The organism is Actinomadura sp. HBU206391, from assembly GCF_014323665.1.
Lineage (GTDB): Bacteria > Actinomycetota > Actinomycetes > Streptosporangiales > Streptosporangiaceae > Actinomadura_C.
The window spans coordinates 1-13,961 of sequence record NZ_JABVEB010000145.1; the positions used below are offsets into that span (position 1 = coordinate 1).

Annotated in this window: 15 protein-coding genes; 9 read left to right on the plus strand and 6 right to left on the minus strand. The window is 70.2% G+C overall.

Features of this window, described 5'->3' with window-relative positions:
* On the minus strand, positions 1–486 hold a 486-nt coding region (locus HKK72_RS27740; protein WP_315987470.1), incomplete at its 3' end, for a PfkB family carbohydrate kinase.
* A gap of 207 nt (positions 487–693) precedes the next feature.
* The gene (locus HKK72_RS27745) at positions 694–1,056 is read right to left on the minus strand and encodes a HesB/IscA family protein (RefSeq protein ID WP_187237385.1); all 363 of its coding nucleotides are present in this window, start codon (positions 1,054–1,056) and stop codon (positions 694–696) included.
* Between the two features lie 279 nt (positions 1,057–1,335).
* Between HKK72_RS27745 and nadA the strand changes: the two genes are divergently transcribed.
* Positions 1,336–2,496, plus strand: a complete 1,161-nt coding sequence (nadA, locus tag HKK72_RS27750; protein ID WP_187237386.1) for a quinolinate synthase NadA — start codon at positions 1,336–1,338, stop codon at positions 2,494–2,496.
* 84 nt (positions 2,497–2,580) lie between these two features.
* Here the strand turns inward: nadA and pspAA are convergent, their stop codons facing one another.
* The gene (gene pspAA / locus HKK72_RS27755; RefSeq protein ID WP_187237387.1) at positions 2,581–2,859 is read right to left on the minus strand and encodes a PspA-associated protein PspAA; all 279 of its coding nucleotides are present in this window, start codon (positions 2,857–2,859) and stop codon (positions 2,581–2,583) included.
* Positions 2,856–3,665 carry a PspA/IM30 family protein gene (locus tag HKK72_RS27760; RefSeq protein ID WP_187237388.1) on the minus strand — a complete coding sequence of 270 codons (810 nt, stop codon included), beginning with the start codon at positions 3,663–3,665 and terminating at the stop codon, positions 2,856–2,858. The genes pspAA and HKK72_RS27760 overlap by 4 nt, the downstream gene beginning before the upstream one ends.
* Before the next feature lie 141 nt (positions 3,666–3,806).
* On the opposite strand from HKK72_RS27760, the gene HKK72_RS27765 reads away from it, so the two are divergent.
* Positions 3,807–4,382 (plus strand): DUF3043 domain-containing protein, encoded by a 576-nt coding sequence (locus HKK72_RS27765; protein WP_315987471.1) that lies wholly within the window; start codon positions 3,807–3,809, stop codon positions 4,380–4,382.
* Between the two features lie 51 nt (positions 4,383–4,433).
* On the plus strand, positions 4,434–5,435 hold the full coding sequence (locus HKK72_RS27770) for an aldo/keto reductase family protein (protein ID WP_187237389.1): 1,002 nt from the start codon (positions 4,434–4,436) through the stop codon (positions 5,433–5,435).
* A 94-nt stretch (positions 5,436–5,529) separates the two neighbouring features.
* On the opposite strand, the gene HKK72_RS27775 is transcribed toward HKK72_RS27770, so the two are convergent.
* Positions 5,530–5,730: a hypothetical protein gene (locus HKK72_RS27775; RefSeq protein WP_187237390.1), complete on the minus strand. Its 201-nt coding sequence runs from the start codon at positions 5,728–5,730 to the stop codon at positions 5,530–5,532.
* Between the two features lie 23 nt (positions 5,731–5,753).
* On the opposite strand from HKK72_RS27775, the gene HKK72_RS27780 reads away from it, so the two are divergent.
* The 5 genes from HKK72_RS27780 to HKK72_RS27800 all read left to right on the plus strand — a co-directional run bounded on the left by HKK72_RS27780 (position 5,754) and on the right by HKK72_RS27800 (position 12,222).
* On the plus strand, positions 5,754–6,770 hold the full coding sequence (locus tag HKK72_RS27780) for a bifunctional adenosylcobinamide kinase/adenosylcobinamide-phosphate guanylyltransferase (RefSeq protein WP_315987472.1): 1,017 nt from the start codon (positions 5,754–5,756) through the stop codon (positions 6,768–6,770).
* Complete coding sequence (locus tag HKK72_RS27785; RefSeq protein WP_187237391.1) at positions 6,767–7,546, plus strand: adenosylcobinamide-GDP ribazoletransferase; 780 nt, start codon at positions 6,767–6,769, stop codon at positions 7,544–7,546. Before HKK72_RS27780 ends, HKK72_RS27785 begins: the two co-directional genes overlap by 4 nt.
* Positions 7,547–7,675: 129 nt before the next feature.
* On the plus strand, positions 7,676–9,169 hold the full coding sequence (locus HKK72_RS27790) for a leucyl aminopeptidase (RefSeq protein ID WP_187237392.1): 1,494 nt from the start codon (positions 7,676–7,678) through the stop codon (positions 9,167–9,169).
* 86 nt (positions 9,170–9,255) lie between these two features.
* Complete coding sequence (gene lpdA / locus HKK72_RS27795) at positions 9,256–10,647, plus strand: dihydrolipoyl dehydrogenase (protein ID WP_187237393.1); 1,392 nt, start codon at positions 9,256–9,258, stop codon at positions 10,645–10,647.
* Positions 10,648–10,686: 39 nt separating this feature from the next.
* On the plus strand, positions 10,687–12,222 hold the full coding sequence (locus HKK72_RS27800) for a 2-oxo acid dehydrogenase subunit E2 (protein ID WP_187237394.1): 1,536 nt from the start codon (positions 10,687–10,689) through the stop codon (positions 12,220–12,222).
* Positions 12,223–12,338: 116 nt separating this feature from the next.
* Here HKK72_RS27800 and HKK72_RS42385 read toward each other — a convergent pair whose 3' ends face one another.
* Positions 12,339–13,541, minus strand: a complete 1,203-nt coding sequence (locus tag HKK72_RS42385) for an MFS transporter (RefSeq protein ID WP_222721207.1) — start codon at positions 13,539–13,541, stop codon at positions 12,339–12,341.
* A gap of 94 nt (positions 13,542–13,635) precedes the next feature.
* Between HKK72_RS42385 and HKK72_RS27810 the strand changes: the two genes are divergently transcribed.
* Positions 13,636–13,961, plus strand: a 326-nt coding sequence (locus HKK72_RS27810) for an Lrp/AsnC family transcriptional regulator (RefSeq protein ID WP_187237395.1), incomplete at its 3' end; no start/stop codon positions are given.

The following is a 13,961-nucleotide window of genomic DNA, read 5'->3' on the forward strand; positions in this document are numbered from 1 at the left end:
CCGGGTGCGGCACTCCTCGGTGTGGCGCAGCATCGCGTCGGGGTCGTTCGGGCTGATCACGACCAGATCGATGCCCCCGACGCGATCGGCGACCGGCTGCAGCTCGATCTCGCGGGCGTCGGCCATCGCACCGGCGTAGAACGAGGCGATCTGGTTGTGCTCGTCGTCGGTCGTGCAGAGGAACCGGGCGGTGTGACGGACCTCGGAGATGTGCACGGACGAGGTGTCGACTCCGTGCCGCTCGAGCCACGACCGGTAGTCGGCGAAGTCGTTGCCCACCGCTCCGACCAGGATCGGACGCTGGCCGAGACAGGCCATGCCGAAGCAGATGTTGGCGGCGATGCCGCCACGCCGGATCTCCAGCTCGTCCACGAGGAAGGACAGCGAGACCTTGTGCAACTGGTCTGGGATGAGCTGGTCTGTGAACTTTCCGGGGAAGGTCATCAGGTGATCGGTGGCGATGGAGCCAGTCACGGCGATGCGCACGGCGTCGCTCTCCTCGTCTGTGTCGTCCGGCTATTGGCCGGCTATGTCAACCCAGCTGAATACGGGTCCGAAGATTAGCGCGTCAACCACCGCGCCGAACCCGTCCGACGTCGCCCCGATCACAGATCGGCCCGGGTGACCACGCGCCTTGCGCGTGATCACCCGGGCCGATCATGAAACACATCGGTCCGCCCGACCGCGGCGGACTCAGTTGAAGGAGTCGCCGCAGGCGCACGAACCCGTGGCGTTCGGATTGTCGATCGTGAAGCCCTGCTTCTCGATCGTGTCGACGAAGTCGATGGTGGCGCCGCCCAGGTAAGGGGCGCTCATCCGGTCCACGACCACGTTGACGCTGCCGAAGGCGTGGACCTGGTCGCCGTCCAGGTCCCGCTCATCGAAGAAAAGCTGGTAGATCAAGCCGGAGCAGCCGCCCGGCTGGACGGCGACGCGCAGCGCCAGGTCCTCACGGCCCTCCTGCTCGAGCAGGCTCTTGACCTTCTCTGCGGCGGCGTCGGTGAGGACGACTCCCTGCTGAGTGGTCTCGTGCGTGGTCTCGCCTGAAACCGTCATCTGTTGGCTCCCGGTTCAGCTCCGCCGCCATCGGCGACCTTCGCGTTGTTGTGCTTGGAGTTGGCTGTCATTCGAGGACATTGCCGAAGACACTGTCCAGTCTCCGGTAGATAGACAACGTACCCCGCACCGCGATCATTCCGCGGATACGGCCTGCGGACCCCCACAGTCTATGTGGCGACGCTCACTCATCGCCGCCCGGTGACGGAGCTCTTCCCCACGTGTGGGACCATTAGTCGTCAGATGGACGATAAGTGCGTCGTGGGAGGGAGCCCCCCGATGACCACCACCCCAGAGATCGACAGACTTCCGCTGCTGCTGCTGGGCCGCGAGGCCGACCCGGCCAGCGAGCGCGGGGTCTCGTGTCCCGGCGACCTGCCTCCCGCCTCGGATCCGGACCTCGTGGAACGGGCCAGAGCCGCCAAGGCGGCCCTCGGCGACCGTCTGTTCATTCTCGGCCACCACTACCAGCGCGACGAGGTCATCCAGTTCGCCGATGTGACGGGAGACTCGTTCAAGCTGGCCCGTGAGGCGGCGGCACGTCCCGACGCGCCTTACGTGGTCTTCTGCGGCGTCCACTTCATGGCGGAGTCCGCCGACATCCTCACCGCCGAACATCAACAGGTCGTTCTGCCGGACCTGGCGGCCGGCTGTTCCATGGCCGACATGGCCACCTACGACCAGGTCGAGGAGTGCTGGGAGGTCCTCGAGGACGCGGGGGTGGCGGGCGATGTGGTGCCGGTCACCTACATGAACTCCTCGGCCGACATCAAGGCGTTCGTCGGCCGGCACGGCGGCACGGTCTGCACGTCCTCCAACGCCAAGCAGGCCCTCGACTGGGCCTTCGCCAAGGGCAAGAAGGTCCTGTTCATGCCCGATGAGCATCTCGGCCGCAACACGGCCGTACTCGAGATGGGCTTCGCGCTCGACGACTGCGTCGTCTACAGCCCGCACCGTCCGGAGGGCGGACTGACCACGGCTCAGCTGCGGGACGCCAAGATGATCCTCTGGCGGGGGCACTGCTCGGTGCACGGCCGGTTCGCCAAGGCGAGCGTGGACGACGTACGGGCTCGCGTGCCGGACGTCAACGTGCTCGTGCACCCCGAGTGCAAGCACGAGGTCGTGCTCGCCGCCGACCAGGTCGGGTCGACGGAGTACATCATCAAGACTCTCGACGCGGCACCGGCCGGATCCTCGTGGGCGGTGGGCACCGAGCTCAACCTGGTCCGCAGGCTGGCGAACGCTCACCCGGACAAGAACGTCATGTTCCTCGACAAGACCGTGTGCTTCTGCTCGACCATGAACCGAATCGACCTGCCGCACCTGGTCTGGTCGCTGGAGTCACTGGCCACCGGCGAGGTCGTCAACCGGATCCAGGTCGACGACCAGACGGCGCACTACGCGCGGGTCGCCCTCGACCAGATGCTCGCCCTGCCGTAGTCGGCCGGTCGCGGGACCAGCGGAAAGCCACGCGAGCCGCACCGGTGGGGCTGCACCGGTGTCGGCCGCAGCGGCTTCGCCCGGCTACTCCGGGATGAGGCCCTCGTCGCCCAGCATGGCGCGGACTTCCTCCATGTCCGAGTCCGCGGGCGGCAGGATCAGCTCGGACGGCTCCAGGCTGTCCTCCGCCAGCGGCCGCCCGACCTTGCGCACGCTGTCGAGCAGAGTGTGCAGGGCCGCGCGGAACTTGGTCTCGTCACCGGACTCGATCGCCAGTTCGAGCTGGTTGTCGAGCGCGTTGAGGGCCGACAGATCGTCGCTCGCGACGTCGAGCTGGCCCTCCCCCATGATGCGGACGATCATCCCTGGCCTCCCGGCTGCTGCGGCCACTGGCTCTGCTGGGGGTGCTGGGCCTGCTGGGGATTCGCCTGCGGCTTGGGGGCTCCGGGGTCGAGCTGCTTGGGCGCCTCGCCCTGGCCGAGCTCGCCCTTGAGGCGCTGCAGCTCGAGCTCGACGTCGGCGCCGCCGCCGACCCGGTCGAGCTCCGCCTGGATGTCGTCGCGCGGCCCGGAGAAGTCCTCGAGCGCGCCCGAGGCGAGCAGCTCGTCGATCGCGCCGGCCCGGGCCTTCATGGTCTCGGTCTTCTCCTCGGCGCGCTGGATCGCCAGACCCACGTCGCCCATCTCCTCGGAGATGCCGGAGAACGCCTCGTTGATCTTGGTCTGCGCCTCGGCCGCCGTGTAGGTGGCCTTGATCGTCTCCTTGCGGGTGCGGAAGGAGTCGACCTTGGCCTGGAGCCGCTGCGAGGCGAGGGTCAGCTTCTCCTCTTCGCCCTGCAGGTTCGTGTACTGCTGGCGCAGGTCCGAGAGCTGACCGTCCAGGCCCGACCGGCGGGTGAGCGCCTCTCGCGCGAGGTCCTCGCGGCCCACCTGCAGTGCCTTCTTGCCCTGCTCGGTCAACTTGTTCTGCTGCTGTTCAAGCTGCTGTATCTGCAGTTCGAGCCGCTTGCGAGAGGTCGCGACGTCGGCGACGCCCCGGCGGACCTTCTGCAGCATCTCGAGCTGTCGCTGGTAGGAATAGTCGAGGGTCTCGCGAGGATCTTCCATCCGGTCCAGGGCCTTGTTCGCCTTGGACTTGAAGATCATCGACATTCGCTTCATCACGCTCATCGCGCGCGGCCGGTCCCTTCGTGATGTTCGTGCCCAACTGCCTGTGCCCACTTGCTCGGGGAGCCACTGCTGGGATTGGTATCACCCTACGCGTTAACGCACGAGGCAGCCATGAGGTTCGCGGGCGGTACCCTGATCTCCGTGTTCCGACGCCGTAGTGAACCCGCCCCCGTGGAAACCCCTGAGGTCGTCAAACCCGGGGGGAAGGGCCGACCCACGCCCAAGCGCAGCGAGGCCGAGAAACGCCGTCGCCAGCCGATCACCGCCCCCAAGGACCGCAAAGAGGCCTACCGCAAGGTGCGCTCTCGCCAGGCAGAGGAGCGGGCGAAGGCTCGTGCGGGCGCGGCCCGCGGCGAGGACAAATACCTCCAGAAGCGCGACCGCGGCCCCGTACGGGCGCTCGCCCGGGACTATGTCGACGCCCGGCGCACCATCGGCTCTTATCTGATGTGGGCGTTCATCGTGATGTTCATGTTGAGCCTGCTGCCGTACCTGTTCGCGAAGCTGATCGTGCCGCTGGCCTTCCCGGTGCTGCTGGCCCTCGCCCTCATCGAGGGCCTGCTCATCAGCAGGCAGGTCAAGAAGCTCGCCGCAGAGAGGTTCCCCGGCGAGGAGCAGCGCGGTGTCGGCATGTACGCGGCGTTGCGCTCGATGCAGCTCCGCCGCCTGCGCATCCCGAACCCCCGGCTCCGGCCGGGCGACAAGGGCAAGGTCTGAGCACCGGGTGCGCGGCCGAGCCGGCTCGGCGTGCCGGTTAGGGTCGGCTCCATGGAGTTCAGAAACCTCGGCCGTAGCGGCCTCAAGATCAGTGAGATCGCGTACGGCAACTGGATCACGCACGGCTCCCAGGTCGAGGAGGAGGCCGCCCACGCTTGCGTACACGCGGCGCTCGACGAGGGGATCACGACCTTCGACACGGCGGACGTCTACGCGGGCACCCGCGCGGAGGAAGTGCTCGGCCGGGCGCTGAAGGGGCAGCGCCGCGAGGGTCTGGAGATCTTCACGAAGGTCTACTGGCCGACCGGCTCGGGCCCGAACGACCGTGGGCTGTCCCGCAAGCACATCACCGAGTCGATCCACGGGTCGCTGCGCCGCCTCGAGACCGACTACGTCGACCTCTACCAGGCGCACCGCTTCGACCACGAGACCCCGCTCGAGGAGACCCTCAAGACCTTCGACGACCTGGTGCGGCAGGGCAAGGTCCTGTACGTCGGCGTCTCGGAGTGGCGTGCCGACGAGATCGCCGAAGCCCTGCGGATCGCCGACGAGATGGGCTTCGACCGGCTCGTGTCCAACCAGCCGCAGTACTCCATGCTCTGGCGGGTCATCGAGTCCGAGGTCGTGCCGCTCTGCGAAAAGGAGGGCGTCGGCCAGATCGTCTGGTCGCCGATCGCCCAGGGCGTGCTCACCGGCAAGTACCTGCCCGGCGCCGCCCCGCCGGCCGGCTCCCGCGCCACCGACCAGGCCAGCGGCGCCGACTTCATCGGCCGGTGGCTGGAAGACGATCTCCTCACCCGGGTGCAGGAGCTCAAGCCGATCGCGGACGAGGTGGGCCTGTCCATGGCGCAACTCGCGGTGGCCTGGGTGCTGCAGAACGACAACGTGTCGGCGGCCATCATCGGCGCATCACGCCCCGAGCAGGTGCGCGACAACGTGAAGGCGGCCGGGGTGAAACTCGACGCAGAGATCCTGAGCCGCATCGACGACGTGCTCGGCGCGGTCGTCGAGCGCGACCCCGGCAAGACCGTCAGCCCCGCACGGCGTCCCTAGGGACCACGCCGCCTCTCCCCGGCCGGATTCTCCCCGGCCGAGCCACAGTACGGCCCCGCGGCCTCCGCGACCGGCCGGGGAGAAGCCGCGATCATCAGCGCGGGTGCAGGCTCATCTCGTACACCTCGACGTCGTCCTCGAGCAGCGTCACCTGATCGACGCCGCCCTCGGCGAGCTCACGCCAGCTCTCCCCCAGCCACGTCTCCGCGTCGGCCTGGGTCGTGAAGGTCTCTCTCGGGAGTCCCGCATCGACCGGACGACCGTCGGCCTTCTCGAAGCGCCAGCTCCACGGCATCGGCTCACCCCATCCTTCTAGGTGTGAGCGAGCCTAATGGGCTCGCGGCCGGTGCCGGGGACGCCCCCGTAGAGTGCCGGGACATGAAGATCGACCTGCTCGGCGCGGCCGGGCCGCGCGGCTGGCCGGAACCCGGCTGCCGCTGTGCGTCGTGCGGCCGGCTGCGCGCCTCCGGTGACACGCGTCGGCCGACCCTGGTGCTCGTCGACGGAGTACCGCTCGAGGAGTGCTCCCGGCGAGAGGTCCCCGGCGGCTACGACGTCCGCGCGCCGGGCGGCGAACGCATCCTGTACGCGTCCGGAGCGGGAACCGCGCCCGAGCCCGCTCCGGGTGCCCGCTACGACGCAGCGCTGCTCGACCTCGTCGGTCGCCCCGACCACCTGGGCCGGCTCCGCAACAGCGGGGCCGTGACCTCGGCCACCGAGGTCCTGGCCGTGCACGTCGACCACCGGATCGCGAGCCCGGCCGAGCTCGACCGCCGGCTCGGCTGGTGGCTCCGGCCGCGCCGCGGGCCGTACCGCAGCCTTCTCCTCGGCGGCGCGCGGTCCGGGAAGTCACGCGAGGCGGAGCTGCGGCTGGCCGCGCATCCGGACGTGACGTACGTCGCGACCGCCCGGGTGGACGACGCCGATCCCGAGTGGAGCGCCCGGATCGCGGCGCACCGGGAGCGCCGGCCGTCCTGGTGGCGGACGGCCGAGACGGCGGACGTGGCGGACGTCCTGCGCGGCGCCTCGGGCGCGGTGCTCGTCGACGGTCTCGGCACCTGGCTGACGGCGGCCATGGACGCCTGTGGCGGCTGGGACACGCCGGACGCGATGCCCGATGCGATAGGCCCGCGCATCGACGAACTGGTGGACACGTGGCGGACGACGGAGGCCTGCGTCGTGGCGGTGAGCGACGAGGTGGGCCTGTCGCTGGTGCCCACCTCGCAGGCGGGCAGGATCTTCCGCGACCTCCTCGGCCGGCTCAACCAGCGCCTCGCCGCCGAATCCGAGGAGACCGCCCTCGTCGTGGCGGGCCGGACCCTGGACCTTTCGTGACCTGGACGCCGGCCCGGTCGACCTGGCTTCACGGCCTGCGCTTCGCGACAGGCACCCTCTCGGTGATCCCCGTCCGGGTGAGCCGGGTGGACCGGCAGGTCGCGCGGGCCGGGATGCTCTGGGCACCCGCGGTCGGCGCACTGATCGGGGTTCTCCAGGCCGCCGTGCTGGTCGCCGCGCGCGAGCTCACCGGCGAGGTCCTGCTCGCGGCGGCGCTGACGACCGCGGCCGGCGGCCTGCTGACCCGGGGTCTGCACCTGGACGGGCTCGCCGACGTCGCCGACGGGCTGGGCAGCGGAAAGCCGGCGGCCGCCGCCCTGGAGATCATGCGCCGGTCCGACATCGGGCCGTTCGGCGTCGTCACCCTGGTGCTGACGCTGCTGGTCCAGGTGACCGCGCTGGCGGCCGCGAGCGAACACGGGATCGGCGGGCCGGCGATCGTCGTCGCGGCGGCGACGGGGCGGCTGACGCTGACCTGGGCCTGCCGCCGCGGAGTGCCGGCGGCGCGGCCCGACGGCCTCGGAGCGGCCGTGGCCGGGAGCGTCCCCGCCGCCGCCGCGGCCGCCGTGACCGGTGCCGTCCTGGCCGGTGCGGTCGCCCTCGCCGTGGTGGAGAGATCGCCCGTCCTGCCGGCGGCGGTGCTGGCCGGGCTCGTCACCGCCCGGCTACTGCGCCGGCACCTCCTGCGCAGGCTCGGCGGCGTCACGGGAGACGTTCTCGGAGCGCTGGCCGAGACCGCGGTCACCGCCGCCCTGCTCGTCACCGCCCTCGCGTGAGCGCGGCGCGCCATGGGCCGAGAGGACATGACCCGCATGAGCGCGTCCCGCGGGCCGGGGCGCGGTGAGAGCGGGATCGCGTGATCAAACGGGCAAACCTCGGCTGAGTGGGCACTAACATCGGACTACGTGACGACCATTGACCTAGCCAGCACATCATCGCCGGCCATCGACGTCGACGCCATCGTGGTCGGCGTGCTCTCCACCGACTCCGGCGCGGCCCTCGCTCCGGGGGCCGAGGACGTCGACAGGGCGTACGACGGGCGGCTCATCGAGATCCTCAGCGCCATGGGCGCACGCGGCAAGGCGGGGGAGGTCACCAAACTGCCGACGCTGACCAGGCTCACCGCGCCCGTCGTCGTCGCCGTCGGGCTGGGTGAGACCGCCGGAGCCGCCACGGACGCCGAGAGCCTGCGCCGCGCCGCCGGCGCCGCGGTCCGTTCACTGGCCGGAACCGCGCGGGTCGGCCTCGCACTGCCGGCGGGCACGGCCGACGAGATCGGCGCGGTCGCGACCGGCGCGCTGCTCGGCAACTACTCGTTCCTGAAGTACCGCACGGGCGACCAGGACAAGGGCCCGGTGAACGAGCTCACCGTCCTGACGCAGGCCACCGATGGAGCGGACGCTCTCGAGCGGGCCCGCGTTCTCACCGAGTCGGTCCAGCTCGTCCGGGACCTCGTGAACACCCCGCCGTCCGACCTCAACCCCGAGGACTTCGCCGGCGTCGCGTCGCAGGTGGCGACCGATGCCGGGCTCGACATCGAGGTGCTCGACGAGAAGGCGCTGGTCGAGGGCGGTTACGGCGGCATCGTCGGGGTCGGGCAGGGTTCGGTGAACCCGCCGCGGCTGGTCCGGCTCGCCTACCGGCACCCGGAGGCCGACAAGACCGTCGCCTTCGTCGGCAAGGGCATCACGTTCGACTCCGGCGGCCTGTCGCTCAAGCCCGCCGAGGGAATGGACTGGATGAAGTCCGACATGGGCGGCGCAGCGGCCGTACTCGGGGCGCTGAAGGCGGTCGCCGGGCTGGCGCCGAAGGTGAACGTGGTCGGCTACCTCGCCATGGCGGAGAACATGCCGAGCGGCACCGCCCAGCGGCCATCTGACGTGCTCACCATCTACGGCGGCAAGACGGTGGAGGTCCTCAACACCGACGCCGAGGGCCGGCTCGTCCTGGCCGACGCCCTCGTCCGCGCCGGCGAGGACGACCCCGACCTCATCGTCGACGTCGCCACGCTCACCGGCGCCCAGCTGGTCGCCCTCGGCACGCGTACTGCCGGTGTTATGGCCAACGACGACGACGTCCGTGAGAAGGTGGTCGCTGCGGCCGAGCGCGCCGGTGAGCCCTCATGGGGGATGCCGCTGCCCGGGGAGTTGCGCAAGGGTCTCGACTCCGCGGTGGCGGACATCGCCAACATCAGCGGTGAGCGATGGGGCGGCATGCTCGTCGCGGGCGTCTTCCTCAGGGAATTCATCCCCGGCGAGGCACGTTGGGCGCATATTGACATCGCGGGTCCGTCCTTCCACAAGGGCGAGCCCTACGGATATACACCCAAGGGCGGGACCGGCGCCGCGACTCGTACGCTGGTCCAGATCGCGGAGGACGTCGCAGCGGGGACCCTGTGACGGCACAGACCCCCGCGAACGCCTCCGGAGCCGACAAGTGAAAAGATTGCCTTCACGGCAAGTGAATACCGGACAAGGAGCGTCCCGTGGCGAATAGCGGCCCCTTTGACATCGTCGTCCTAGGTGGTGGCAGCGGCGGTTATGCGTGTGCCCTACGGGCCGTTGAGCTCGGCATGAGCGTCGCGCTCATCGAGAAGGACAAACTAGGCGGTACCTGCCTGAACCGCGGCTGCATCCCGACCAAGGCCCTCCTGCACGCCGCCGAGGTGGCGGACCAGACGCGCGAGGCCGCGACCTTCGGCATCAAGGCGCAGTTCGAGGGCATCGACATCGCCGGCGTCCACGCGTACAAGGACAAGGTCGTCACGACCACGGTGAAGGGCCTGACCGGCCTGCTCAAGAGCAAGAAGATCACCATCATCGAGGGCACGGGGCGGCTCGCAGGCCCCACCCAGGTGGAGGTGACCGGCGGCGACGGCCAGACCAGCACGGTGGAGGGCGGCCACATCGTCCTCGCCACCGGCTCGGCGCCCAAGTCGCTGCCCGGCCTCGACATCGACGGTGACCGGATCATCTCCAGCGACCACGCGCTCGAACTCGACCGGGTGCCGTCCTCGGTGATCATCCTCGGCGGCGGCGTCATCGGCGTGGAGTTCGCGAGCGTCTGGCGCTCCTTCGGCGCCGAGGTGACGATCGTGGAGGCGCTCCCCCATCTCCTTCCGCTCGAGGAGGAGTCCAGCTCCAAGCGGCTCGAGCGGGCGTTCCGCAAGCGCGGCATCAAGTACGAGCTGGGCGTGCGCTTCGAGAGCGCCAAGCCCAACGACGGCGGCGTGTCGGTCACCCTCGAGGGCGGCAAGACCATCGACGCCGAGATCCTGCTCGTCGCGGTCGGTCGCGGGGCGGTCTCGCAGGACCTCGGTTTCGAGCAGGTCGGCGTCGAGGTCGAGCGCGGCTTCGTCAAGGTCGACGAGTACTGCCGGACCAGCGTGCCCACCATCTCGGCGGTCGGCGACCTCATCCCGACGCTGCAGCTGGCCCACGTCGGCTTCGCCGAGGGCATCCTGGTGGCCGAGCGGCTCGGCGACCTGAACCCCGCCCCGATCGACTACGACGGCGTTCCCCGCATCACCTATTCCGAGCCCGAGGTCGCCTCGGTCGGCATCACGACCGCGGTGGCCAAGGAGCGGGGCCACGACACCATCGAGGTCACCTACGACCTCGCGGGCAACCCCAAGAGCAAGATCCTGCAGACCCAGGGCGAGGTCAAGGTCATCGCCGCCAAGGACGGTCCCGTTCTCGGCATCCACATGGTCGGCAGCCGGGTGGGTGAGCTCGTGGCCGAAGGCCAGCTCATCTACAACTGGGAAGCCCTTCCGTCGGAGGTCGCACAGCTGATCCACCCCCACCCGACACAGTCCGAGGCGATCGGCGAGGCACATCTCGCGCTCGCCGGAAAGCCGCTGCATGTGCACGGCTGAACGCCCCGTACCAGTATCTCTAAGGAGTCGCTGAGAGCCATGCCGGTCTCCGTCACCATGCCGCAGCTCGGTGAGAGCGTCACCGAAGGCACCGTCACCCGCTGGCTGAAGAAGGAGGGCGAGTCGGTCGAGACCGACGAGCCGCTCCTCGAAGTATCGACCGACAAGGTCGACACCGAGATTCCTTCACCGGCGTCGGGCATTCTGAGCAGCATCACCGTCGCCGAGGACGAGACCGTCGAGGTCGGGGCAGAGCTCGCGATCATCGATCAGTCGGGTGAGGCCTCCGGCGACGGCGCCGCCCCCGCGGCCGTAGAGGAGCAGGAGGAGGCTCCGGCGGCCGAGCCGGAACCCGAGCCCCAGCCCGAACCCGAGCCCCAGGCCGCGGCCCCCGCACCGTCGGCCGCGCCACAGCAGGCCCCGGCGCCCGCGCCATGGCCGCCCGCCTCCCCGCAGGCTCCGGCCGCGGCCGCACCGCCCGCTCAGGCACCTCAGGCCCAGGCGCCTCAGCCTCAGGCCACGGCGCCTTCAGGCGAGAGCCCGTACGTCACGCCGCTGGTCCGTAAGCTCGCGACCGAGCACAGCGTCGACCTGTCGTCGGTGCAGGGCACCGGCGTGGGCGGGCGCATCCGCAAGCAGGACGTGCTCGAGGCGGCCCGCGCCCAGCAGGCCCAGCAGGCTCAGGAAGCCGAGCGGGCCCAGCAGGCCCAGCAGGCTCAGGAGGCCGCCCGGCAGGCGCAGCAGACCGCGCCCGCCGCGGCTCCGCAGGCCCCGGCCGCGCCCGCGCGGCAGGCTCCGGCGGCACCCAAGGCGTCGGCACCCGCCGCTCCGCCGGCGGAGGCCACCCGGGTGCGCGGCACCACCGAGAAGATGTCGCGGCTGCGGCAGACCATCGCCAGGCGCATGGTGGAGTCACTGCAGACCTCCGCGCAGCTCACGAGCGTGGTCGAGGTCGACGTAACCAAGATCGCCCGGTTGCGCGACCGTGCCAAGGCGGAGTTCACGGCCCGCGAAGGCGTCAAGCTGACGTACATGCCGTTCTTCGCGCTCGCGACCATCGAGGCGCTGAAGGCGCATCCGAAGCTCAATGCGGTGCTCGACGCCGAGAAGAACGAGGTGACGTACTACGACGCCGAACACCTCGGCTTCGCGGTCGACACCGAGCGCGGACTTCTCGCGGCGACGATCAGGGACGCCGGTGAGCTGAACCTCGTCGGCATCGCTCGTAAGATCGCCGACCTCGCGGATCGGACCCGTGCGGGCAACGTCAGCCCGGACGAGCTCACCGGCGGCACGTTCACGCTGACCAACACCGGCAGCCGTGGCGCGCTGTTCGACACGCCGATCATCTTCCAGCCGCAGGTGGCCATCCTCGGCACCGGCGCCGTGGTGAAGCGGCCCGCGGTCATCGACGATCCCGAACTCGGTGAGGTCATCGCGGTACGTTCCATGCTGTACCTCGCACTGACCTATGATCACCGGCTCGTGGACGGCGCCGACGCCGCACGCTTCCTCGGGACGATCAAGCACCGCCTCGAGGAGGGCGGCTTCGAGGCCGAACTCGGCCTCGCCTGACCCTCTTCCGACCCTGACGGACCCCTCTCCGACCGCTCACCCGGCCGGGGAGGGGTTCGTTCGTCCTCGGGCCGGTGACCCGGCGATCCTCAGCCGTCCGCCGGGCGATCCTCAGATCAGCGCCGCCGGGCGAGCGGCGCCAGCGAAGCGAGGGCCAGCGTTCCGGCCAGCGCCGCGACGAGGGAATAGCCGCCGCTCCCGAACAGCGGCCCGGCGACCAGGCTGCCGATGGCCGCAGCACTCCAGACCAGCGCGTCCACGACCCCCTGCACCTGGGTGCGTTCCTCGGCCACGAGGTGACCGGAGAGCAGGCTGCTGCCACCGACGATCATCAGGTTCCAGCCGTATCCGAGCAGGAACAGCGCGAGGGGCAACCCGGAGGCGTGCGCGGTGGGAGCCGCCATCGCGGTGGTGGCGGCGGTCATCAGCACGGCGATGCCGCAGCCGATCGTCACGCGCCCATCCCAGTGATCGGCGATCCAGCCCGACAGCGGCGCCAGCGCGAACATCCCGATCAGGTGAGCGCTCAACACCCATCCCACGACGTCGAGCCCGTGGCCGTGCAGGTGCAGCTGGACCGGGGTCATCGTCATCACCGCGACCATGGCCATCTGTGCCGCCATCATGGCCACCAGCGGCGTTCGCACGAGGGGACGCCGCAATGCGGTGCCGACCATCGACAGCGACAGTCCTGGCGGACGTTCCGTGCCCTGGGCGGTGACCGTGCGTGGCAGCAGCGCGGTCGCCGCCACCGCAGCGGCGGTCACCAGTGCGGACGCCGCGATCGGACCTGAGAGTCCCGGCAGCATCAGCCGTTCCGCCGCTCGAGCGGCCGGGGCGATCAGTGCGGGGCCGGCCAGGGCACCGACGGTCCCGGCCCAGACGATGACGGAGAGCCCGAAGCCCCTTCGTTCCGCCGGGTACAGCTCGGCCGCCGCGTACCGCGAGAGTTGTGCTCCGCCATTGCCGAGACCGAGCAGCGCCATTCCCGCGAGCAACGCGGGCAGCGTCGCGGCCACGGCGCCGGCGAACGCCAGCACGGCGCCCGCCACGGCGAGCCCATAGAGGGTCAGCAGGGCGAACCGCCGGCCACGCCGCGCCATCAGGACGCCCGACGCGAGGGCTCCGAGGGCGGTGCCCAGCACACCGGCGGCGTTCGGCGATCCGCTCCACCCCGGCCCTTCGCCGTGCGATGCGATCAGGGTGCCGGCCGTGCTCGCTCCGACCATGCCGGTGTTCATGAACGCCACGGCCGCGAACAACGCGACCATCGATCCTCTGCGAACGCCGGCCGGAGCCTCGTTCATCGTGATATCCACGATCTTGGATGCTAGAGAGGCGTCGGGACGATTCGAATGCCTAACGAACGGCATCCGCGACAGCTCGCCTTTCCTTCAAAGGAGTACCGAACGGATGGCCTTTCGATCGGAAAAACCTCTCGACGAACTCGACTGGCAGATCCTCAAGGAGCTCCAATCCGACGGCCGGCTGTCGCTCAAGGAACTCGGCCGCAGGATCAATCTCTCCGCCCCCGCGGTCGCCGACCGGGTACGCCGGCTCGAGGAGTCAGGGGTGATCATGGGCTACCGCGCTGAGATCGACCCGCGTCGTGCCGGTCACCCTCTTCTCGCCTTCGTGGAGCTGCGGTGTGCTCCCGGCAGGTGCCTGTTGAAGACCGGAACCGCCGGCGACTACCCCGAGGTCATCGAGATCCACAAGCTCAGCGGTGGCCACTGCTC